Source organism: Rhodoferax sp., assembly GCF_012927445.1.
GTDB lineage: Bacteria > Pseudomonadota > Gammaproteobacteria > Burkholderiales > Burkholderiaceae_C > Rhodoferax.
This window is the reverse complement of record NZ_JABBPD010000002.1, coordinates 227,416-249,503: the sequence shown is the minus strand read 5'-3', so window position 1 is coordinate 249,503 and position 22,088 is coordinate 227,416. Positions and strand designations below refer to the sequence as shown.

The 22,088-nt window shown below is 53.5% G+C and carries 22 protein-coding genes and 1 tRNA gene; 10 read left to right on the top strand and 13 right to left on the bottom strand.

The genetic code is table 11. From position 1 onward, the window contains the following. Window positions 1-19 precede the first annotated feature (19 nt). Genes HHJ17_RS03860 through uvrC form a run of 3 tightly spaced genes read right to left on the bottom strand, consistent with a single transcriptional unit; the run spans window position 20 to window position 3,503 of the window. Window positions 20-868: a DMT family transporter gene (locus HHJ17_RS03860; protein ID WP_296498640.1), complete on the bottom strand. Its 849-nt coding sequence runs from the start codon at window positions 866-868 to the stop codon at window positions 20-22. A gap of 32 nt (window positions 869-900) precedes the next feature. Further along, window positions 901-1,467 (bottom strand): CDP-diacylglycerol--glycerol-3-phosphate 3-phosphatidyltransferase, encoded by a 567-nt coding sequence (pgsA, locus tag HHJ17_RS03855; protein ID WP_296498603.1) that lies wholly within the window; start codon window positions 1,465-1,467, stop codon window positions 901-903. Between the two features lie 44 nt (window positions 1,468-1,511). Beyond that, window positions 1,512-3,503, bottom strand: coding sequence for an excinuclease ABC subunit UvrC (gene uvrC / locus HHJ17_RS03850; protein ID WP_296498601.1), 1,992 nt, complete (start codon window positions 3,501-3,503; stop codon window positions 1,512-1,514). Between the two features lie 27 nt (window positions 3,504-3,530). Between uvrC and earP the strand changes: the two genes are divergently transcribed. The 4 genes from earP (at window position 3,531) to HHJ17_RS03830 (ending at window position 7,880) form a co-directional block, all read left to right on the top strand. Further along, the gene (earP, locus tag HHJ17_RS03845) at window positions 3,531-4,619 is read left to right on the top strand and encodes an elongation factor P maturation arginine rhamnosyltransferase EarP (RefSeq protein ID WP_296498599.1); all 1,089 of its coding nucleotides are present in this window, start codon (window positions 3,531-3,533) and stop codon (window positions 4,617-4,619) included. A gap of 98 nt (window positions 4,620-4,717) precedes the next feature. Then, window positions 4,718-5,272 (top strand): elongation factor P, encoded by a 555-nt coding sequence (gene efp, locus HHJ17_RS03840; RefSeq protein WP_296498596.1) that lies wholly within the window; start codon window positions 4,718-4,720, stop codon window positions 5,270-5,272. Window positions 5,273-5,454: 182 nt separating this feature from the next. Continuing rightward, on the top strand, window positions 5,455-6,984 hold the full coding sequence (locus HHJ17_RS03835) for a thymidine phosphorylase family protein (RefSeq protein WP_296498635.1): 1,530 nt from the start codon (window positions 5,455-5,457) through the stop codon (window positions 6,982-6,984). Beyond that, window positions 6,984-7,880 carry a ribose-phosphate pyrophosphokinase gene (locus HHJ17_RS03830; RefSeq protein ID WP_296498594.1) on the top strand — a complete coding sequence of 299 codons (897 nt, stop codon included), beginning with the start codon at window positions 6,984-6,986 and terminating at the stop codon, window positions 7,878-7,880. The genes HHJ17_RS03835 and HHJ17_RS03830 overlap by 1 nt, the downstream gene beginning before the upstream one ends. A gap of 45 nt (window positions 7,881-7,925) precedes the next feature. Here HHJ17_RS03830 and HHJ17_RS03825 read toward each other — a convergent pair whose 3' ends face one another. Continuing rightward, window positions 7,926-9,371, bottom strand: a complete 1,446-nt coding sequence (locus tag HHJ17_RS03825; protein ID WP_296498592.1) for a phenylacetate--CoA ligase family protein — start codon at window positions 9,369-9,371, stop codon at window positions 7,926-7,928. Window positions 9,372-9,627: 256 nt separating this feature from the next. On the opposite strand from HHJ17_RS03825, the gene HHJ17_RS03820 reads away from it, so the two are divergent. From HHJ17_RS03820 to HHJ17_RS03805, 4 genes are all read left to right on the top strand, one after another. After that, window positions 9,628-9,939, top strand: coding sequence for a DUF883 family protein (locus tag HHJ17_RS03820; protein WP_296498590.1), 312 nt, complete (start codon window positions 9,628-9,630; stop codon window positions 9,937-9,939). Between the two features lie 13 nt (window positions 9,940-9,952). Further along, on the top strand, window positions 9,953-10,354 hold the full coding sequence (locus HHJ17_RS03815) for a phage holin family protein (RefSeq protein ID WP_296498587.1): 402 nt from the start codon (window positions 9,953-9,955) through the stop codon (window positions 10,352-10,354). Then, window positions 10,341-10,640, top strand: a complete 300-nt coding sequence (locus HHJ17_RS03810; protein WP_296498584.1) for a YqjK-like family protein — start codon at window positions 10,341-10,343, stop codon at window positions 10,638-10,640. Before HHJ17_RS03815 ends, HHJ17_RS03810 begins: the two co-directional genes overlap by 14 nt. 65 nt (window positions 10,641-10,705) lie before the next feature. After that, a complete protein-coding gene (locus tag HHJ17_RS03805) occupies window positions 10,706-11,569 on the top strand; it encodes a TIGR00730 family Rossman fold protein (RefSeq protein ID WP_296498580.1) in 864 nt (287 codons plus the stop codon). A 136-nt stretch (window positions 11,570-11,705) separates the two neighbouring features. Here the strand turns inward: HHJ17_RS03805 and HHJ17_RS03800 are convergent. The 6 genes from HHJ17_RS03800 to HHJ17_RS03775 all read right to left on the bottom strand — a co-directional run bounded on the left by HHJ17_RS03800 (window position 11,706) and on the right by HHJ17_RS03775 (window position 16,117). Further along, window positions 11,706-11,781 (bottom strand) — tRNA-Lys (locus tag HHJ17_RS03800). A 54-nt stretch (window positions 11,782-11,835) separates the two neighbouring features. Beyond that, window positions 11,836-12,648 (bottom strand): tRNA threonylcarbamoyladenosine dehydratase, encoded by an 813-nt coding sequence (locus HHJ17_RS03795; protein WP_296498631.1) that lies wholly within the window; start codon window positions 12,646-12,648, stop codon window positions 11,836-11,838. A gap of 35 nt (window positions 12,649-12,683) precedes the next feature. Further along, window positions 12,684-13,439, bottom strand: a complete 756-nt coding sequence (ybgF, locus tag HHJ17_RS03790) for a tol-pal system protein YbgF (RefSeq protein WP_296505051.1) — start codon at window positions 13,437-13,439, stop codon at window positions 12,684-12,686. 29 nt (window positions 13,440-13,468) lie between these two features. After that, a complete protein-coding gene (gene pal / locus HHJ17_RS03785; protein WP_296498578.1) occupies window positions 13,469-14,002 on the bottom strand; it encodes a peptidoglycan-associated lipoprotein Pal in 534 nt (177 codons plus the stop codon). A gap of 20 nt (window positions 14,003-14,022) precedes the next feature. Then, window positions 14,023-15,261 (bottom strand): Tol-Pal system beta propeller repeat protein TolB, encoded by a 1,239-nt coding sequence (gene tolB / locus HHJ17_RS03780; protein ID WP_296498626.1) that lies wholly within the window; start codon window positions 15,259-15,261, stop codon window positions 14,023-14,025. A 28-nt stretch (window positions 15,262-15,289) separates the two neighbouring features. Then, entirely contained in the window at window positions 15,290-16,117 is an 828-nt protein-coding gene (locus HHJ17_RS03775; protein ID WP_296505032.1) for a glycosyltransferase family 2 protein, read from the bottom strand. Between the two features lie 54 nt (window positions 16,118-16,171). Here HHJ17_RS03775 and HHJ17_RS03770 point away from each other — a divergent pair, with 54 nt between their 5' ends. Together HHJ17_RS03770 and msbA are read left to right on the top strand one after the other, a co-directional pair. Then, window positions 16,172-17,419, top strand: coding sequence for an O-antigen ligase family protein (locus HHJ17_RS03770; protein ID WP_296505030.1), 1,248 nt, complete (start codon window positions 16,172-16,174; stop codon window positions 17,417-17,419). 12 nt (window positions 17,420-17,431) lie between these two features. Continuing rightward, window positions 17,432-19,219, top strand: coding sequence for a lipid A export permease/ATP-binding protein MsbA (gene msbA, locus HHJ17_RS03765; RefSeq protein ID WP_296505028.1), 1,788 nt, complete (start codon window positions 17,432-17,434; stop codon window positions 19,217-19,219). Between the two features lie 2 nt (window positions 19,220-19,221). Here the strand turns inward: msbA and HHJ17_RS03760 are convergent, their stop codons facing one another. From HHJ17_RS03760 to HHJ17_RS03750, 3 genes are all read right to left on the bottom strand, one after another. After that, the gene (locus HHJ17_RS03760; RefSeq protein ID WP_296505050.1) at window positions 19,222-20,061 is read right to left on the bottom strand and encodes a glycosyltransferase family 2 protein; all 840 of its coding nucleotides are present in this window, start codon (window positions 20,059-20,061) and stop codon (window positions 19,222-19,224) included. 64 nt (window positions 20,062-20,125) lie between these two features. After that, a complete protein-coding gene (locus tag HHJ17_RS03755; protein ID WP_296505026.1) occupies window positions 20,126-21,340 on the bottom strand; it encodes a glycosyltransferase family 4 protein in 1,215 nt (404 codons plus the stop codon). Beyond that, entirely contained in the window at window positions 21,337-22,086 is a 750-nt protein-coding gene (locus HHJ17_RS03750) for a polysaccharide deacetylase family protein (RefSeq protein ID WP_296498565.1), read from the bottom strand. Before HHJ17_RS03750 ends, HHJ17_RS03755 begins: the two co-directional genes overlap by 4 nt. Between the last annotated feature and the right edge of the window lie 2 nt (window positions 22,087-22,088).

The window sequence follows — 22,088 nt, the reverse complement described above, 5'->3', positions numbered from 1 at the left end:
AACTGAAAGCACCAGACCATCAAGAGGCCATGCGGGGTGAACGCACCACGAGGCTCACACCAAAAGCAGTGAGTGCAGTGCCTCCGATGGTGATCGCGGTAATCGGCTCTGCAAACAACAGCCACGCCAGGAGCGCCGTTGTAGGTGGAACCAGGTACATCAAACTGGCCACAGACGTTGCAGCGCCACGCTGAATCAGCAGATACAACAGTGAACTGCCGCCCAGCGTTACCATTACAGACCAGGTCATGGCGCCGACCAGTTCAGCGTTCCAGCGCATGGACTCAGTTTCAAGAAATATAAAAGGCAACGTCACAAGCAAAGCGGCCCCCAGTTGAATGGCGTTGGCCGATCGAACATCGCAGGCTGACACAAAACGTTTTTGGTACAGGGTCCCGATGGTGATGCTGAACAAGGCGCCAACCGCCAATGACATGTTCAGCCAGTCGGCCTCACCTCCCTGCCCAAACTTGCGCGACACCACCAGCACCAGCCCCACAAAACCCAGCACCAACCCAACCCACTGCCGGGCCGCAATTTTGCCGCCCGTGGCGGACAGCCACAGCGCGGTCAACACAGGCTGCAAGCCAACAATCAGTGCGGAAAGTCCGGAACCCATCCCTGCCTTTACAGCCGACCACACACCGCCCAGGTAAAAGGCGTGCATGAACACCCCGGTCACTGCGAGATGCAGCCACTGGGCGCGGGTACGTGGCCAAGCCACATGGGCCAACATGATCCACGGCAAAAAGCACAGAATGGACAAGGCGTAGCGCACGACCAGAAACTTCATGGGCGGTGCGTAGGGCATGCCATACCGGGCGACAATAAAACCTGTACTCCAAATCAGCACAAACAAGGCTGGCATGGCCCGGATCAAAGCGCGATCGTCGCGCACAGTCACTTTACCCTTGCCCGAATTTCAGGCAGCGCCTTCTGCAGGTAGTACACCATGGACCAGACCGTCATGACGGCGGCAATCCAGATGAGCCAGACACCCCATTCATGGGTATCGATGACACCGAGCAACAGACCGTCAAACAACAAAAACGGAATCGCCACCATTTGCACCACCGTTTTGAGTTTGCCAACCATGTGCACCGCCACGCTCTTGGAGGCCCCGATCTGGGCCATCCATTCACGCAGCGCGGAAATTGCAATTTCGCGACCGATGATGATGAGGGCGACGAAGACGTCGGCACGGCCGAGATGCACCAACACCAGCACGCTGGCACACACCAGAATCTTGTCGGCCACCGGGTCCAGGAACGCACCAAAAGAAGATACCTGATTGAGCTTGCGGGCAAGGTAGCCATCCAGCCAGTCGGTGGCTGCCGACACCACAAACAGGACTGTTGCAACCAAATTACGGCTGGCCGGCTCAATCGGCAGGTAGAACACTCCGACTATCAACGGGATCGCAGCAATGCGCGCCCAAGTCATGATCGTCGGAATAGTAAAAAACATAGCGTGATTGTGGCACGACCCGACGGCAATCTGGCCGGGTCCGGTCAGTGCAGGGCCCGGTATATTTCCTCGGCCAGTTCCCGGGAGATACCCTCCACGGTCGCAATATCTTCGACACCCGCCAACCCCACGCCACGCACCCCGCCAAAACGCTGCAACAACCTGGCGCGCCGTTTCGGCCCGATACCGGGAATTTCCTCCAGTTTGCCGCCATCCACCCGCACTTTGGCCCGTTTCGCGCGCATGCCGGTGATGGCAAAACGGTGCGCTTCGTCCCGAATCTGGGCTACCAGCATCAAGGCCGCCGAGTCCTTGCCCAGATAGACCTTCTCGCGGCCATCGGCAAACACCAACTCTTCCAGCCCAACCTTGCGCCCTTCCCCTTTCTCGACCCCCACGATCAGTGACAGGTCCAGCCCCAACTGCTCAAACACCTCACGCGCCATGGACACCTGGCCCTTGCCGCCGTCCACCAGCACCAGATCGGGCAGCCGGCCAGTACCAGCGGGCGTTTGCCCGGTCTTTTGCGCTTCCCGCAAAGTCTCGGCCAATTTGCCGTAGCGCCGCAGCAGTACCTGGCGCATGGCCGCATAGTCATCACCCGGGGTGATGCCGTCAATGCTATAGCGGCGGTACTCGGCGTTTTGCATTTTGTGGTGATGAAACACCACGCACGAAGCCTGGGTCGCTTCGCCGGCGGTGTGCGAAATGTCGAAACACTCCACACGCAGCTCATCCAGATTGTCGAGCGCCAGATCCAGCGCATCGGCCAACGCCCGCGTGCGCGCCTGCTGCGAGCCCTCTTCCGACAGCAACCGGGCCAACTGCAGACTGGCATTGGTTTGCGCCATTTCCAGCCATTGGCGGCGCTGTTCGCGCGGCTGGTGCACGGCCGTCACCTTGACGCCGGACTGGATCGACAGCGCTTTGATCAGGTTTTTATTCACCGGCTCACTCACCACCAACGAGGGTGGGATCGGCACATTCAGGTAATGCTGCGCCACAAAGGCCTCCAGCACCTGGGCCTCAACGGACGGCGCCGCTGCCGCGCCCTCGTCGTCTTCGGTGTAGACCCCCGCCGCATCTTCCACATGCACCGGAAAATAAGGTCGGTCACCGAGGTGGCGCCCACCGCGCACCATCGCCAGATTGACGCAGGCACGACCGCCCTGCACCTTCACCGCCAGAATATCCACATCGCGGTCCGACACATTGTCGACCGACTGCTGGTGCAGCACATTGGACAGCGCCGCCACCTGATTGCGCAGTTCGGCCGCCTGCTCAAACTCCAGCCGTTCCGCATGCGCCATCATGCGGGCCTCCAGCACGTCCATCAGCTGGCGGGCATCGCCGCGCAAAAAGCGCTCGGCATTGGCCACATCCTGCGCATAGTCCGCCGCTGAAATATGCCCCACGCACGGCGCGGAACAGCGCTTGATCTGGTACAGCAGGCAAGGCCGCGTGCGGTTGTTAAATACTGGGTCTTCACAGGTGCGCAGGCGAAACACCTTCTGCATCAGCAAAATGGCCTCTTTGACCGCCCAGGCGCTGGGGTACGGCCCAAAATAATGGTGCTTCTTTTCAACCGCACCCCGGTAATAGGACACCCTGGAAAAGCTCGAACTCGGATTCGCAGAAGGACTCACCCCCGTCATCTTCAAGTACGGATAACTCTTGTCATCCCGGAACAGAATGTTGTACTTGGGATTGAGCGTCTTGATCAGGTTGTTTTCCAGCAGCAGCGCCTCGGCTTCTGAACGCACCACCGTGGTTTCCATGCGCACAATCTTGCTGACCATGTGCCCGATGCGCGTGCCGCCATGATTTTTCTGAAAATAGCTGGACACCCGCTTTTTCAGGTTGATGGCTTTGCCCACATAGAGCACCATGCCTTCGGCATCGAAATAGCGGTACACACCGGGCAGCGCGGGCAGGCTCGCCACGTCACTTAATAACTGTTCGGGGTGAGCCGGCAGTGAAGTCAATTCAGAGGACACGGAGGGCTCGGGCGGGTTGGAATCAGGCAAAACGGGCATAGGTGCGTATTGTGGACAATCTCTAGCGTGAATACAGAAAACAGCAAGCTTTGGGACATTTTTTGCAAGGTCATCGATAACTACGGTGACATTGGTGTGTGCTGGCGTTTGGCGGTCGGCTTGGCCGCGCGGGGCGAGCGGGTGCGTTTATGGGTGGACGATACCAGCGCCCTGGACTGGATGGCCCCCGGGGGTGCCGCCGGTGTCGAGGTCCGGGTCTGGACACAGCCGATCCCAACCAATGACTTGGTGATGGGCGATATTTTGGTGGAAACCTTCGGCTGCGAGATCGCTCCTGAATTTATAGCTGCTTACGCAATGAGTACGAGGGCTAGAGGCCTAAAAAGCACTTGGGTTAATCTGGAGTACCTGAGCGCCGAAGGCTACGCAGAACGAAGCCATGGCCTGCTCTCCCCCGTGATGTCCGGGCCGGGCAAAGGTCTGACCAAACACTTTTTTTACCCCGGCTTCACCGCGGGCACCGGGGGGCTGCTGCGCGAAGCCGATCTGCTGGAACGCCAGGCCCGCTTTGACCGCACCGCCTGGCTGCAGCAATTGGGCATTGAATTTCAGGGCGAACGGCTGGTGTCATTATTTTGTTACGAGCCACCCGCCTTGGGGGAATTGCTGGACAAACTGGCCAGCGACCCACAACCGACCCGGCTCCTGGTCACCGCCGGACGGGCCACGGCGGCCGTTGCAGCCTGGATTAAGGATAAAAATAGCTCCCAGCCCGCATGGAACATGCGCAAGTCGCTATCATTTTCTTACCTCCCCGCACTGACCCAACACGATTTTGATCACCTGCTGTGGGCCTGCGATCTGAATTTTGTGCGGGGAGAAGACTCCCTGGTCCGGGCCTTGTGGGCCGGCAAACCTTTTGTCTGGCAGATTTACCTGCAGCATGACGACGCCCACCACAGCAAGCTTGACGCTTTTCTGGACCTGCTGCACGCCACGCCCTCATTGCGGGATTTTCATCATGTCTGGAATGGTGTGAGCCAGGCGGCTTTGCCCGCGCTCTCCCTCGCTGAATGGCAGCAAACCGTGACGGCAGCACGGGCCCAACAACTGCAGCACGCTGATCTTGTGACACAGATCATGCGGTTAGCGTAAAAAACCATTAAAATCGAAGACTTGCGAAATTTGACCGGATTAGTCCAGTCCATGCCGCCCTCGCCGCTAAGCAAGCGGCCAACCTTCACATAATCGCTATGAAAACCGCTCAAGAAATTCGCGCCGGCAATGTCATCATGCACGGTAAAGACCCTATGGTCGTGCTCAAGGCTGAATACAGCCGCGGCGGCCGCAACTCCGCCACCGTGCGCATGAAGCTGAAAAGCCTGATCGCCAACTTCGGTACCGAAGTCGTGTTCAAGGCCGACGACAAGCTCGACCAAGTCGTTCTGGACAAAAAAGAGTGCACCTACTCTTACTTTGCCGAACCGATGTACATCTGCATGGACACCGAGTTCAACCAGTATGAAGTCGAAGCCGAAAACATGGGCGACTCGCTGAACTACCTCGAAGACGGCATGGAACTCGAAGTCGTGTTCTATGACGACAAGGCCATTTCAGTTGAAATGCCCACCAGTGTCGTGCGCGAAATCACCTGGACCGAACCTGCCGTCAAAGGCGACACGTCTGGCAAAGTGCTCAAGCCTGCCAAAATCTCCACCGGATTTGACTTGGGTGTGCCAATTTTTGTAGCCCAAGGCGACAAGGTCGAAATCGACACCCGCACTGGCGAATACAGAAAACGCGTCTAACTTTAGTTCGCTGCAAAAAGGCTTCTTCGGAAGCCTTTTTTATTGGGTTTCCCCCAATGAGCATTGAGCGCCCTGACCGATTCCAGTCCATGAAACGGGTGTAGGCTACAGCCATGAGCAATATCTCCGATGACCGGCTAGCGCCCGATGCGCCGCAAGGTGAAAATCTGGTGACCTCCAACCTGGCGGTTCGCCGGGTTGCAATCGATACTTACCGCGAAAATGTGGTTTATCTGCACCGGGATTGCGCGGTCTACCGGGCCGAGGGCTTTCAGGCCCTGTCCAAAGTTGAGGTTCGGGCCAATGGGCGGCACATTCTGGCAACCCTGAACGTGGTCGATGATCTGGCCATCGTGGGTTGTCATGAGCTTGGACTGTCCGAAGACGCTTTTCTGCAACTGGCGGTCAAGGATGGACATACAGCCTCGGTATCTCAGGCCGAGCCACCCAAATCCATTGGTGCGCTGTACCGAAAAATTGCCGGTGAACGACTGAGCCGGGACGATTTTCGGGACATCGTGCGCGACATTGCCGAGTTGCACTACTCCAAGATCGAGCTGACCGCCTTTGTTGTTGCCACCAACCGGGATGAACTGGACCGGGAAGAAGTCTATTTTCTGACTGAGGCAATGGTGGCCAGTGGACGAACACTCGACTGGCACGAACACCTGGTGGTTGACAAACATTGCATTGGCGGCATCCCCGGCAACCGCACCTCCATGCTGGTGGTGCCGATTGTGGCGGCGCATGGCCTGCTCTGCCCCAAAACATCCTCCCGTGCCATCACCTCACCCGCCGGCACCGCCGACACCATGGAGGTGCTGGCCAATGTTGAACTTCCCTTTGAGCAACTGGCTGCCATCGTGCGCGAACACCGGGCTTGCCTGGCTTGGGGCGGGACCGCCAATCTGTCACCGGCTGACGATGTATTGATTTCTGTGGAGCGGCCCTTGGGCGTCGATTCGGCGGGACAAATGGTGGCCTCTATTCTCTCCAAAAAAATTGCGGCCGGGTCGACCCATCTGGTGCTTGACATTCCCATCGGCCCCACCGCCAAAGTGCGCTCGATGCCCGAGGCGCAACGCCTGCGTCGACTGTTCGAGTATGTGGCCGGACGCATGCATCTATCGCTGGATGTCATCATTACCGACGGTCGCCAGCCCATCGGCAATGGCATTGGCCCTGTGCTCGAAGCCCGCGATGTCATGCGGGTGCTGGAAAATGACCCCAGAGCGCCCAACGACTTGCGGCAGAAATCTTTGCGGCTGGCTGGCCGATTAATCGAATGCAATCCGGACGTCCGGGGCGGTGATGGTTTCGCAATTGCACGGGACATCCTGGACTCCGGCCGCGCGTTGACCAAAATGAACGCCATCATTGCGGCCCAGGGGCAAAAAACGTTTGATCACAACAATCTTCAACTTGGCGCGTTAACGTTTGATATTTGCGCGGCCGAATCAGGCGTGGTGACCGGCATTGACAATCTTCAGGTCGCGCGCATGGCCCGTTTAGCCGGTGCGCCCAAGGTTATTGGTGCGGGCGTTGATCTGTTTCGCAAGCTGGGGGATGCCGTGTCCAGCGGAGACGTTCTTTACCGCGTGCACGCCGGGTTTCAGAGTGACCTTGAATTTGCACGTCAGACCTGCGCCAAGTCAACCGGTTACACGATTGGCCGCGCCGATGAAGTGCCTCATGTCTTTGTGGAATTCTGATGAAATCAAAACCAGTTTTACTGTACTTCGCTGATGAGCAAGAGAGTGCGGCTCGCATCGCTCTGGCCGGCCACCTGAATCTCGGAAAAATTCAGAGCCATCGCTTTCCTGATGGCGAAATCAAGTTGCGTCTGCCTGAGTCCTTATCTGCGCAAGTTGTTATTCTGCGCACGCTGAACAACCCGAATGAAAAATTGATTGAACTGTTGCTAGCCGCTCAAACCGCACGCGACCTGGGCGCCAGGAACTTGACGCTGGTGGCGCCTTATTTATCCTACATGCGCCAGGATGTCGCTTTTCATCCGGGCGAAGCCATCAGTCAGCGCATTGTCGGACGGTTTCTGGCAGGCCTCTTTAACGCCGTAATCACCGTCGATCCGCACCTGCACCGGGTGGCCACGCTGCAGGAAGCCGTGCCCGTCGCCAACGCCATTATGCTCAGCGGCGCCCCGCTACTGGCTGATCTGATTGCGGCGCAGCGACAGAATCCGTTGTTACTGGGCCCGGACGAAGAGTCGGCTCAGTGGGTCGCGCAGGCCGCAGCACGCCATGGGTTCGATCACGCGGTATGCCGCAAGGTCCGTCATGGCGACCGGGCGGTGGAAGTGACACTGCCCGACGTGGCGCTTTCCGGTCGACAAGTGGTTCTGCTGGATGATGTGGCCAGCACCGGCCACACCGTCGCGCAGGCGGCACGCCTGCTGCTGACCGCTGGAGCGGCTTCAGTTGATGTCGCGGTAACCCACGCACTTTTCGCTGGCGACGCCTTGCAGGTCATGCAGGAGGCTGGTATCCGTGAAGTCTGGAGCACCGACTGCATCAACCATCCAAGCAATGCGGTCAGCATGGCCAAAACCATCGCAGCCGCTTTAACGCTTGTGCAGCCAGCAGCGTAACGGCCCACAGGCACGCTTTAAAAAAGCGTCAATAACCGGCAGCCGTCACTTAACGTCTGGACGCGCCACGATCCGTTGGGCCTTGCCACTGCGCCCCCTCGGTACGGCTTGCCCCAGTTCCGCAATCACATCCAGCGGCGCCAAACCTTGAACCTCTGCAAAATGCGCCAATGCAGCACGGCAACGCGTCACAACGGTTTCGGCCGGTTCTCCATTTAGTTCAAGCCGCAGCACCAAAGTGTGATCATCCTGTTGGCGCAACTGAAAATCGAATACGCCGGCTTCGTCTTCGAGAACCGTGGTCAGCGCCAGCGGCAGCAGTGTGACAGACTGCCCATCCCGTCCGGCCATTAGCAGTGGATCATCACGCCGCCCCCGCACCTCAATCACCGGCAATGAAGAACCGCATTCACAGCGCTCCTGGTGCACTGTTACTTGATCGCCCAGGTCATAGCGAATAAGCGGTTGCACGTGATTGGCCAAGTTGGTCAACAAGGTCGAATTTGAAGGCTGACCGGCTGGCACCAATCGGCCCCGCTCATCAATCGGTTCAAGAATAACCCAGTCGGTATTGGCGTGCAGTTGACCGTGATTGCACTCCCATCCAATCGACATGAACTCAGAGGCGCCATAGCTATTGCGTACAGGGCATCCCAGCGCCAGCTCAACCCGCTGCCGCACGGCAACGCTCAAGGTTTCACCGCCGGTCCAGACCTCCTTCGGCCTGAAGGCCAGCGACCCGCGGTAGGCCTCTTCAGCCAGCAATGCGGCCACAGTCGGATAGGTGGCAATCACGGTGGGCGCGAACGCATTGAGCTCGCCGACCAATGTGCTGGTGGACTGCAAAATGGAGAAGCATTGCAAGGATTGCGCCATCCATGGGTTAAGTTGTCGCAACCTTTGCAAAGACACAACGCTGGAAAAATGACCACCAATTGCACCAACAAAAGCGATGCGTTCATTCAGCATCACGGCGTCAAACCAGTATTGCAGTGGACGCGGCGTACTTCGCCTTAGCGCCTCCAAGGCGTCGTAGACTGCTAACGCTTGCGCATCCTGTACGAACACACCGGGCTCATGACTGGTACCGGAACTTTCCCAAATCAGGTACTTGTCAAGGTAGGACTCTCCAATGCGATGAGGGTCGGCGATAAACAACTGAAGTTGCGCCAGTTTGAGCTGCGGGTCAGTCACCCAATCATCGAACCGCGCCATCAGCTCGCACCGGGACACCGAGGGCAATGTGCTCAACTCCGCTGAATCGAGCTGAATGCCACGCAGGCGTTCGCGGTATACCTTCGAACCCTGTACTGCAACGGCAAGCAGCTTGGCAAGTCGGGCATTTTGGCGAACGGCAAGAGCTTCCGGGGTGGCATGTCCACAAACCAGGATATCCAGCGCCACAGCAGCCAAACGCAGAGGATCAAAAACTGACATCATCGGATGGACATGATCTTGGACAGGAAACCTGTCGAGAATTGCATCGTGCAATCAAAATGAAAAAATCAAGGCGAACGTGTTTGCGCTCTTCTATTATTTTTTGAATAGTAGGCCAGCCATCCCACCTGTATTTGAGTTTGATCAAGTGACTCATCAACCCCGCACATAACAAATTGTGCGCCTTGCTGCAAGAATGAGGCACGAGTGTCAACTCAAATTCATCTGCCATCCCTTGATTTTTGTCAGGATATAAAACAGGATAAAGAATACTATTAAACTTGATTTTTTCAAACATTGGAGGGTTGATATGACTGATATGACTTCTGTTCAAAAAGACAAATTAATGGGCGATTTGCGCGTGGTTATTACTGACGCCGAGGAATTGCTGCGCATGACTGCCGACCAAGCAGGTGAAAGTGCAGCCGACATTCGCAGCCGGGTTCAGACCCGAATGAATCAGGCCAAGGCCGATTTACTACACTTGCAGGAAGCTGCTGTCGCAAAGGCCAAAGCGGCCGGTCACGCCACCGATGAATTTGTGCATGAAAACCCTTGGAAATCGATTGGCATCGCTGCTGGTATTGGACTCGTCATGGGCTTGCTGGTAAGCCGTCGCTAGTTCATCGCAGGTTATGAGCAGCCCTAACAATGAGAGCGGCCTCTTTGTCTCGTTACGTCGTTTTCTGGACACTGCGCTTGAAATGGCGCAAGTACGCTTGGATCTATTCGGCACCGAGGTTGAATTTGAGAAACGCCGTTTATTTGACGGGCTGCTTTGGGGTGCTATCGCCCTGCTAATTCTGGGTATAGGGTTTGTGTTGTTTTGTGGCTTCGTCATCCTTCTGTTTTGGGAGGGATATCGGTTGGCAGCAGTGGGGGTAATGGCGCTGCTGTTTCTTACCGGTGGGATTTTGTTGATCCGCGAGGCTCGACAGCGTCTACGCAACCCAACAGGAATATTTCACGCCAGCTTGGCTGAACTAAAACAAGATCGAGCAGGACTTCAAGCGGCAGGTCAACATGAGCAACGATGATCTAGTTCAGCAGCAGCAGCGTTTATTGATGCGCAGTGTTGCATTAAGAAATAATCTAACGGATCAAGCACAAGTTTTCAAACGACCTCTTGCAGTGGCCGACCAAGCTCGTGCGGCTCTGCAATGGCTTTATCGCAACCCTCAGTGGCCAATTGGTGCCTTGGTGGTAGTAGCGGTGCTCAAACCACAACGTGCCATTATTTGGAGCAGCCGTTTTTTGCTGGCATGGAGAAGTTTCAAACGGGTCCGAAACTGGATTTCAAAACTGCCCATGCAAACGCTCTAGTCCTTAATTGATCTGTCCACTCAATTTGGGAAGATGGGTCAGATTTTTCGCACACAATGGCCTTCATGGAAAAACCCCAACACCTTACCGAGCGCCGTCTGGCCGATGCTTGGGCTGAACTACAAAGCCACTCCGACTTAGGCAACCCACTGGAGGCTGATGCCTACCGACTGGCCTTTGCCGATCCTGAGTTCTTATTACGGCGTGAAACGCGCGGTATTCGATTTCAGCTTGAAATGCTCAAACCCGATCTGGACCAGACTGAACAGGGCATCGAGAACACTATCGTCGTTTTTGGCAGCGCTCGGTTTCCCTCGCCCGAGGAGGCTCAAAAAAATCTTCAAAATGCACAGCGTGGCGGCGATGCCAGCGCTTTGGCCTTGGCACAACGACAGTTACGAAACGCCCACTTTTACGATCAAGCTCGCCTGTTTTCTCGACTTGTCGCTGGCTACAGTGCACACCGACGACCCGAAGAGCGATTGTTCATTTCAACAGGAGGCGGCCCCGGCATCATGGAGGCCGCCAACCGCGGCGCACATGAAATGGGCGCACCCAGTGTGGGCTTGAATATTGCCTTGCCACATGAACAAAACGCAAACCCCTATGTCACGCCTACTCTAAGCTTCAAGTTTCATTATTTTGCCCTGCGCAAAATGCATTTCATGATGCGCGCCAAGGCATTGGTTGCCTTTCCGGGTGGTTTTGGCACACTCGATGAATTGTTCGAGGTCATCACCCTGGTGCAGACACGCAAAGCCAAGCCGGTGCCGATTGTTCTATATGGCAGCGACTACTGGAAGCGGCTATTCAACACTGAGGTGATGCTGGAAGAAGGCGTGATATCACCACAGGACATGGATCTGTTTAGTTACGTGGACGATCCCCAATCCGCATGGGATGTCATTCGAACTTTTTACGGTCTTTGATTAAGGAAGCCCTGCCGCACGACGGGGCAATACCGAATATGTCCGGCCAACCCAATCGCGCGCGATTTAAATCACCAAAACAAAAAAGCCTGCTATTTAACTAATAGCAGGCTTTTCAGAACCCGTTAAGGAAATTTGGTGGGATGTGCGGGGGTCGAACCCACGACAAACGGATTAAAAGTCCGCTGCTCTACCAACTGAGCTAACATCCCAATATGACAGCAAGTTATTAATTAACTTACCTAGCCAAGCCTCAAATTATAACGTCATTTTGATGACTTTCCGCCTTCGCTAGAAATTCTATCAAGAAGCCAACCGGCTGCACATTGCCCAAATGTAGCGGTCACGCTAACGACTGAACCATAACCATGACAATTAAGTGTCCCGTCGCCTTCAACGAGACAGGAAGCATCGGGTGCTTTAACCGACTCGCGACTAAAAACACAAGTTACTCCAATTTTCTTTCCTTCACGTGCCGCACTATGCTCTTTACGAAGACGATAGCGTAACTGTGCCAGTAAGGGATCGTGGGTTGTCAAGGCGAGATCATCAATATCAACCAAATGAGCATGGCGTTTACCGCCAGCAGCACCAACAGAAATGAAGAGTGTTCCGGTTTTTAACGCCCAAGCCGCCATCGCTGTCTTTGCTTTAACCTGATCGCAAGCATCGATAACGGCGTCTACACCCTCTGGCAAAAGCGTTGGCCAGTTGACTGGATCGACAAATTCTTCAATGCACGTCACTTCACAGTTCGGATTGAATGAAAGGATACGGTCCCGCATGGCCAATACCTTCGCTTGCCCTAAGGTTGCCTCCACTGCGTGAATTTGGCGATTGATATTAGACTCAGCCACGTGATCCAGATCAACTAGAGTCAGATGCCCTACCCCGCTACGCGCCAGAGCCTCAACAGCCCAGGATCCAACGCCCCCAATACCAATGACAGCCACATGCGAGGCGCAGATGCGCTGCGCCCCTAAAACACCGTACAGACGAGCCAACCCTCCAAACCGTCGATCCCTATCTATGCTTGACGAATCCTCAGGCACATCAATTTTAGGTATTGATAGTTCAATGGTTGGCGTAACCAAATTAATTAGGTCATTGGACACTATTTAAGGCGAGCCAGTCTCTCTTTTGCAGCCACAGCGGCTTCTGACTGGGGATAAGCTTTGATCAGATCATCCAGTGTCTTGCGGGCCCCGCGCGCGTCCTTGATTTCAATTTGACAATTGGCTATAGACAACACGGCCTCAGGTGCGCGTAGATGCTCCGGTGTTCTTGAAATCAGAGTTCGAAAATTAGTCATCGCCTCTTTGTAATCTCTCGTTGCATATTGCGCGTTGGCAAGCCAAAACAGCGCTGACGGCTTATAGCCGCTCTGTACGTAACGCTTAAGGAAATCAAGGAAGCTTGTTTGTGCGGCTGGGAAATCGCCTTTTCTGAAAATAGCTAACGCCGCTTCATAGTCTCGCTTTTCTGCAGGATCAGCCATGAACTCGCGACCATCAACCGCAACTTTCGTGGGTTCAAACTGACGAAGACGATCATCAACACCTTGAGCGCTGTCTTTCTGCCGTCGTTGAACATCCGCAACGTCACGTGACAACTGTTCATTCAAACCTCTGAGATTTGCCATTTCGGAACGCAACGTTTCGATCTGATTTTGCAGCTCAAGCAAACTTCGCCGCAGCGCAGAGCCATCTTCACTGGAACGCATTGCTGCTTGCTCAGATTCCACCCGAACGTTGTCAATACGTTGACGAAGATCGAGTATCGCCTTACGCGCTTCCTCGTCATCGAACAATCCAGCACCAGCCGTTGTCGCCCCAAAAAAAAGTAAAGCGGATAAAACAGCCAGGTGAATTTTTTTCACTTTAACAATTCTCACATCAATCAGCGATAGCTAATTTCAGCCCGACGATTTTTAGCCATTGCATCCTCGTCAGTTCCTTGAACTGCAGGCTTTTCCTTACCAAAACTGACTGCTTCCACTTGACTATCCGCTACGCCAAGAAGGCCCAATGCACTGCGTACAGCTTCAGCTCGTTTTTGCCCAAGTGCCAAGTTATATTCGCGACCTCCGCGCTCATCGGTATGTCCCTCGATTGCAACTTTCCGACTCTTATCTGCTTTGATGTAGCGTGCGTGCGTTTCAATGATGGGCTGAAACTCATGTTTAATAACAAAGCTGTCGTAGTCAAAATACACAGTCCGCGGTCCAGCAAGAATTGCAGCATGTTGAGCCGCTTTATCCAAATCGACAGATGTCACGCCACCTTTGCCGACGCCACTACCAAGACCATCAGCGCCTTCCTGCGAAATAGTCGTTCCGGCCTTGTCCTCAACAGGTACGTTGTCAAGCTTGACAGCAGAACTACACCCAGCCATCAGGACCGCAGCGGCAATAGCGAGCAAAAGATGTTTCATTGAATAACTCCTTAAAAAATTCATTGTTTCTGGAACGGACCCCAGTCCGGTTCACGGATATTGCCGTTTTTACCAGCAAGACGTGCTTTGATTTTACCGTCGAGTGTTGTTGTCATTAGTGCTTCCCGCCCCTGTTGCTGGGTCGCGTAAACAATCAAACGGCTATTGGGTGAAAAACTGGGACTTTCGTCTGCGGATGTATCTGTAATTGCGCTGACGGCTCCACCGGCAAGTTCCATAACATGTAATTTAAAAGCACCACTCACTCGCGAAATGTAAGCTAGCCATCGCCCATCAGCACTGATGGCAGGAGAAATGTTGTAACTACCGGTAAACGTTACCCGCTCAGCATTACCTCCCGACGAAGGCATTTTGTAAATCTGCGGTGCACCACCACGGTCACTCACGAAATAGATGTTTTTACCATCCGGTGTATAGACAGGTTCGGTATCAATGCTACTGGACTGCGCCAGCCTGCGCGGATCTCCGCCGCCTGAGCTTATGGCATACAGTTGCGACCCCCCGTCACGGCTGAGTGTCACTGCTATCGTGTTCCCATCAGGAGACCAAGCTGGTGCACTGTTGGAACCCCTGAAGTTTGCAATAAGACGGCGTTTGCCACTAGCGACATCGTGGGTGTAGACAACGGGTTTTCGAGACTCAAACGAAACATAAGCCAACTGGCTGCCGTTCGGCGACCAGGCTGGCGAAATAATGGGTTCAGGACTTGCCAGCGCCGACTGTGCATTTTCACCATCTGCGTCGGCGATCCATAGCTGGTACCGCTGTGCCGCCTTGGTGACGTATGCAATACGCGTTGAAAAAGCGCCTTTTTCACCCGTCAATTTTTCGTACACAAAATCGGAAATTCGATGTGCTGCCAACCGCAAGTCTGCCTGCGTCACAGCATAACTCTGGCCACCCAAATCCTGCCCGCGAACCACATCCCATAAACGAAACCGTACGTCATACCGACCATCTGCAAGGCGTGTGACACGACCCGAAACCAAAGAATCAGCACCTTTTTGCCGCCATACAACGACATCAGGCCGGCTAGCCTCGTCAAGGGCAATACCCGCAGTATCCACACCGCGAAATTGTCCACTGCGTTCCAGATCCGCCTGCACAATGGCTGCTATTTTTTGCGGAGAACCATCTTCTCCACGAAAGGCGGCCACTGCAATCGGCAATTGATTCATGCCAACACCGGAAACATCGACACGAAATTGAGCTTGCACAGGAAAACCTGCAATTAGCATGAGACCTAGTCCCAAATAACGAAACAGGTCAGACAGATGGCGGAACGGGTGAAATGACATTTTTCTGATTCAAGCAATACAAAGCAAAATATTTTCCAAATGCTGCTTGGGCTTGCATGCTGCACACTGCAAAACCCATTGCCCCATCAAGAAAACCTAAACGGAAGAAGTAGCTTCGCAAGAATGCTACCACTCCAGCCAAAGCGGCCCGTAACATAGAAGTTTTTTGACCACATGCAAAACGCTGTCGAGCCCAAGCTTGACTATATTGTTCCAGCTTACGCCAGTAGTGGGAAGGTGTGGGATAACTGTAATGCAGCAGTGAGGAAGTCAAACGACTCGGCACACCACGCAGTAGTACAACACGCTCATGAACAAGATCGTCACTGAAGTGGGCCGAACCTCGCTTGAACAAACGCAAGACATAATCTGGCGTCCAGCCGCAATGACGTATCCATTTTCCACAGAATTGGGTTAATCGAGGAATTTCATAGGCACTACCGACGTCTTGATCAACCACTTGTCGAATCATATTTGCGAGTTCCGGTGGCACACGCTCGTCAGCGTCGAGTGACAACACCCAAGAATATTGCGCAAGGTCAAGTGCGCGATTTTTTTGAGGACCAAACCCTGGCCAGTCGGTTGTGACATGCACACTTGCACCCATGCCACGTGCTAAATCCGGTGTCCCATCTGTACTCCCGGAGTCCAGCACGACGATCTCGTCTGCAAAAGATACCGACTTCAAACAGGCCTCAATGTTAGCGGCCTCGTTGAAAGTGATGATGATCACACTGAGTTGAGTCAAGGACACTACTTTAGATTTTTTTGAATTGCACTGAGCATAGTCCAACATCGCGAGCGCCCAGGTAATTAGAGCGTAGATAATATGTTTTCACAGCCTACGACCATGACACCAATAAATTTTCGAACTTTTTTAATCTATTTTTCGGCTGTTTCGGTGGCTTTACCGATTGCTGTTATCAGCATCTCCAAAATCCTGTTGTTTTTATGTGCCTTGGCTGTCATAGCAAACAGATGGCGGCATCACCGCAGTTCCGCGGCGATCTTACCTGGCGCTACATCCCCCTTGATTCTGCTTACGTTTGTAATTTTAGCTGCCAGCGCTCTTTGGAGCACTGGAACTACAGATGAGGCTTTAACTTCACTTACAAAACACGGAAAATTGTTGCTAATCCCCATTTTTTTATGTCTGATACGGTCACGTCGTGAAGCCCTGATCGCTCTTGCTTTCTTTATGGGGGGACAGGCTTTTTTACTAGTTAGTACATGGATGATGTACATAGGAATTTCTTTGCCGTGGGCAATTTCTAAAGAAGCAGGCGTTTCATATGCTGTTTTCTCAAGCTACCTGGACCAGTCGATCATGACGGCTGTCTTGGCTGCTTTATGCTGGCACATGAGGTGCTATGCACCAGTTCGCTATCGAAACCCAATCGCATTAATTTTTGTCGGACTGGCTTTGATATGCGTCTTCTTCATTTTCCAAGGGCGCACCGGTCATGTGGTTGCTATCGCCCTGATTTCTTTAGCCATTTTTTGGGAGATGCCCAGAAAATTTCGAGGTCTGGTGTTCGCCATACCCTTCGTGATGGCACTGCTGCTTGTATCGATCTCCGACAAAGTCCGCCATGGCTTTGTGGAAATAAGCAGCAGCATCGAATACTTCAATAAAACAGGCGATATTTCCACATCATCGGGGACACGGCTTAACCTTTGGCACCGATCCCTGCAGTCCATCGGCGAAAATCCATGGCTTGGTACTGGCGTCGGAAGCTGGAATCGGGAATTCAATCGACAAGAGGCTCTTCACGCCCCAAAAACATTCGTCGAAATTACGGGCAACCCACACCAAGAGTACCTTTTATGGGGCGTCGAACTTGGCATACTGGGATTGACGTTATTCTGTGCAATGTTGCTGGCGCTGTTCAGAGACAGCCTGCGGCTGGAGCCCCCGGAACGCAGGGCTTTGCAGTCTATTCTGACTGCGCTGGCCTTGTCATGTATGTTCAATTGCTCTTTGTATGACGCATTAATTGGTGATTTTTTCTGCGTCGCACTCGCTCTTCTACTTGCTTTCAGCATTCACTCCGCGCCGCCCGAGCACTCCACTGTGTCTCCTACGCCCAGCACTTAAAGGGTTGACACCGTGTCCATACAAACATCACAAGCTCCGTCCAACCTAATTAAGAGAGTAGGACGGCTGTGGCCATATTTTGGAAAACCTTATGCAGCCTGGCTGGTGGCATTAGGTTCCACGATTGTGCTATCTATGACAGAACCCTTGATTCCAGCACTGCTGCAACCTTTACTGGACAAAGGTTTCCAACAGGGCAATCTGAAAATCTGGGTCGTGCCTGTCACGCTCATCTTGCTGTTCGGTGTGCGTGGACTGTCAGGTTTTGTAGCGCAACTAGCTTTGGCTAAAGTGACCAACTTTGGCCTATTAACTTTGCGTAAAGCAATGTTTGAAAAACTTCTTACCGCGAGGCTCTCCCTATTTAGTCATAAGTCTTCTAGCGCATTAGCTAACACCTTGGTCTATGAAGTTCAAACGGGCTCCGTTCTATTGGTCAATGCATTGATGACTCTGACACGTGACAGCCTGTCCTTGCTGGCGCTGGTAAGTTATCTGATGTACCTGAACTGGAAGCTCACGTTGATCGTGGCGTGTCTTTTTCCAGCGGTTGCCATCGTGATGCGCACCCTTTCCAAGCGTTTGTACAGGCTTACCAAGGACAGCCAGGACGCCACGGATCAACTGGCTTATGTTGTCGAAGAAAATGTGCTGGCGCACCGTGATATCCGGTTACAGGCAGCCCAGGAATCTCAGACAATCAGGTTCAGCCAGTTGGGCGAAGCGCTACAACGGCTGTCCATGAAGTCGACGTCCGCATCTGCTGCAATGACGCCCCTTACCCAGATACTGGCAGCAATTGCGCTGTCTGCAGTAATTTCGGTTGCACTGATACAAAGCGCGGGGCAGACCACATCCGTTGGCAGTTTCGCAGCATTTGTAACCGCCATGTTGATGCTGATTGCCCCCATCAAACACTTGTCTGAGGTGGCAAGCCCCATCACGCGTGGCCTAGCGGCAATGGAACGAGGTCTGGACCTGATCGCATTGACCCCCAGTGAGTCAGGAGGAACATTTTCCAAGCCTAGGGCTCAAGGCAGTCTGAGCTTCATGCAAGTTGGCGTAACCTACCCCGACAGCAATACCCCTGCGCTGGATCAGTTCAGCCTTGACATACAACCAGGTGAGATCGTCGCTTTGGTGGGCGCGTCGGGTTCAGGGAAGACGACGCTGGTCAGTTTGCTGCCACGGTTTGTTGAGTTAAGTACTGGCCGCATAGAGCTTGATGGCCACACACTTGAGGATTGGAATCTAAAGTCACTGCGCTGTCAGTTTGCATTAGTCAGTCAGCACGTGCTGATGCTCAACGACAGCATTGCGACCAATGTTGCATTGGGGCAAGCAATGGATCGGAATCGGGTATCCCATTGCCTGCAGGCTGCAAACCTCACCGGATTTATCACGGACCTTCCAATGGGCATCGATACGATAGTCGGCCACAACGCGATGCAGCTTTCAGGTGGGCAGCGTCAGCGCCTGGCGATTGCAAGAGCACTTTATAAAGACGCACCCATTTTAATCCTTGACGAGGCCACCTCGGCTTTGGACGCAGAATCGGAGCGAGCCGTTCAAGAAGCGTTGCAGCGACTTATGCACCAGAGAACAACACTGGTCATCGCGCATCGACTCTCGACAATTCAGCATGCAGATCGAATTATCGTGATGGAGGCGGGTAGGATGGTGGAATCAGGCACGCATTCTCAACTGCTGTCTGCCCAAGGCGTTTATGCGCAGTTATACCGGATGGGCTTCTCACCGGCACCATCAAAAACTAACGAAGATCACCGACCCGATCTTTGAAGTTAGGCTAGCCAAGCCTTTATTTCGCTAAAGCGGCGCTTGCGACGAAACTCAGGACTCTCCTCTGGCTCAGTCAGAGCCATCTGCGTTGCAGCGTCTCCCCGGCGAAGGTAATAACGATCAAACAGCGAAGACGTGATACCCCATTTCCGCATGAACTGCTTTCGTCCATTGTTCTTGACAATCCGCCCCGTGCTTTTGCACATAAAGTGGTAAACCAAACTATCCCCCACTCCCAGAAAAATTCTGCAGCCGGCAGCCCACATTTTCATGGAAAAGTCGTTGTCACTGCTCATTCCCGGGCTGAACTCCAAGCTGTAACCACCTACTGCCTGCCACCAGCGTTTGTGCACCAGTGTAGGAGGCCAAGTTGATCCATACCAGTCGGCCTTGGCCAGTGACATATATTTCTTCAGAATTTCATCTTGCTGAAACTTGTCCGCATCGCGTCCGAAATCACACACACTTACGCAAGGGTTGCCTGAATCAACCGGTTCAATCATGGTGCTGGACAGCATGAATGCATCGTGCCCAATCTCATGCACTTTCTCTAAAAGCTTGGTGTCCCATTGCGGACAACAGTACATGTCGTCATTAAGATAGAGAATCAAATCATGTTGGGCCAACGTGGCAGCCTGGTTGACGGTCAGGCAAATACCCATATTCTCTGTCGAGTGGGTGTGTGTCAATCCTTGCGACCGAACCCAATCAAGGGTGCCGTCACTCCCATCATTTACATGAATGATGATTTGATGAGCATATGCACTGTTGGCCTTCACACTACTAACACATAGTTTAAGTAATGCCAAGTTGTTCCAGCTTGGAATAACAATCGAGAACAGACTTAAGTGAGAAATGGGTTGCGGATTTAAGTTCATGTCCTGTAGTCTAGATGGGATGGAATTTTTACGATGCCTCAGCGGCTATCTCTTCATACATCAACGCCTGCAACTGGGAGATTCTGGCCCACGACCACTGCAGAGCGAAGTGAAGTGATTCCCTTGCAAGTCCTTCGCGAAGAACCGGCTCGCTCAGAATTCGCTCAAGCGCAACGGCAAGTTGTGGGACGTCCGTCGGGGATGACAAAATCACAGCGTTCACGCCATTTTTAAGAAAACCCGCGATGCCGCAATATCGGGAGTCGCTCACCACAACTGGCAGTCCGTGCGCCATAGCCTCCAAAACCACCATCGCGAATGTATCTTCCGTGGTGGGATGTGCCAAGACGTCTGCAGCTTCATAAAGCGGAGATACATCTTTGAGGTGCCCCAGAAAATGCACCCTCTCACCAAGACCCAGGGTCACAGCTTTTTTTTGAAATCGCTCAATGTGTGAAGGGTTGCCAACAACCGCCAACTCCACATCAGATGGCAAACGGATCATTGCCTCCAGCAATGTTGTGAGTCCTTTTTTCTCATAATCGTTGGCCACAAAGGCTAGTAGACGCCCCTGCTCGGTCAAACCCAAACCGAGTCTGGCAGCTTGGCGATTCAATGCTACTGCCGGTAGCGCTACCCCTGGAGGAATGACGGATACATCACACGCAGGATAGGTCTGGTTCATCACCGCTTTCAATGCTGGTGAAGTCACGACTACACGGTGCATTAATTGCTGACTAAAACGAAATTTCTCCATGGCCAGATAAGCCAGAAGGCGTGGACTGCTCAGCACTTTTAACCACCGTATTGCTAAACGAAGGCCTGTTCGGCCGTTAAAAAGGTTGTATTTAACTGGCAGCACATGCACGGTCTGAACCTGCCCATGCCACGTATTCTCATGCGAATGCACGATATCAAAACCGCGACGCGTGGCCCACCATGTGGCGGTCGCGTACCAAAGCTGGTTGATCCAACGCGGCTTGACCAGTGGGGCGGACACCCGGTGATAAGTAACCCCCGGCCAATGATGATCGATTTGCTGGGCAAACACATGGATTTCGTGGCGTTGCGCCAATTGCTCCACCAGCGCGATGGAGTACCGCTCTGCCCCGCCGCCGGTAGGTGAAAAAACACGGTTCAACACGGCAATGCGCAAACGCTTTTCAGGTCCAGGCTTTATGGCTACTTCAGACGCTGGCTGGCATTGCTTTTCGCCGTCACCAGATTGTGCGTCGGTCGTCATGTGCGACGCCGATCTTCATAACCTGTGGCTACTTTGAGCCACAGTAACGGCAAGCTGGTCGAACGAACTACGGGCACGCGCGGCAGCAGCATCATGTCCTCACTAGTCTGACATCGACTGCGTTGTGTTGTAGTCACCGACTCATACCCCGCTGCCCGAGCCATCGCAACATGATCTGCTGTGTAGTCCCCATAGGGGTAACAAAAATGTCGGACTGAGGAATCGGTCATCTCTTCCAGCTCTGATTTGCATAACGAAATTTCTTTCGTGCAAGTCGAGAGATCCGCTTGTGTAAGCCTCACATGATGCCGAGTGTGCGCACCCACCTCCTGCCCACCTGCAAGCCACAACCGAAGATGTGATGCATTCATCAGCGTTGTTTGCACGATACCAGCCTCAATGTCCCACGCGTTGGTCTTGCCGAGTTGCTGACTGACCGCGTAACAGGTAGACGAAAAACCATGCCGTTTCAAAACAGGTAACGCATTCGTCAAATTATTCAGGTATCCATCATCAAACGTGATGCCCACCACTTTGCCTGTTCGCTCGCCCTTCAAATAGGGCATTAATGCCGACATGGAAAGCCCGCGATAGCCCATCAGGCTCAATAAAGCCATTTGACGGGAAAAGTCTCGAGGTGAGACGTACAAACTTCGAAAAGCAGCACCCTTAGGCGGTGCAACTTCAATCTGGTGGTACATCAGAATGGGAATTGGGGACGGATTGGCAGTGCGAAAAGTTGACATAC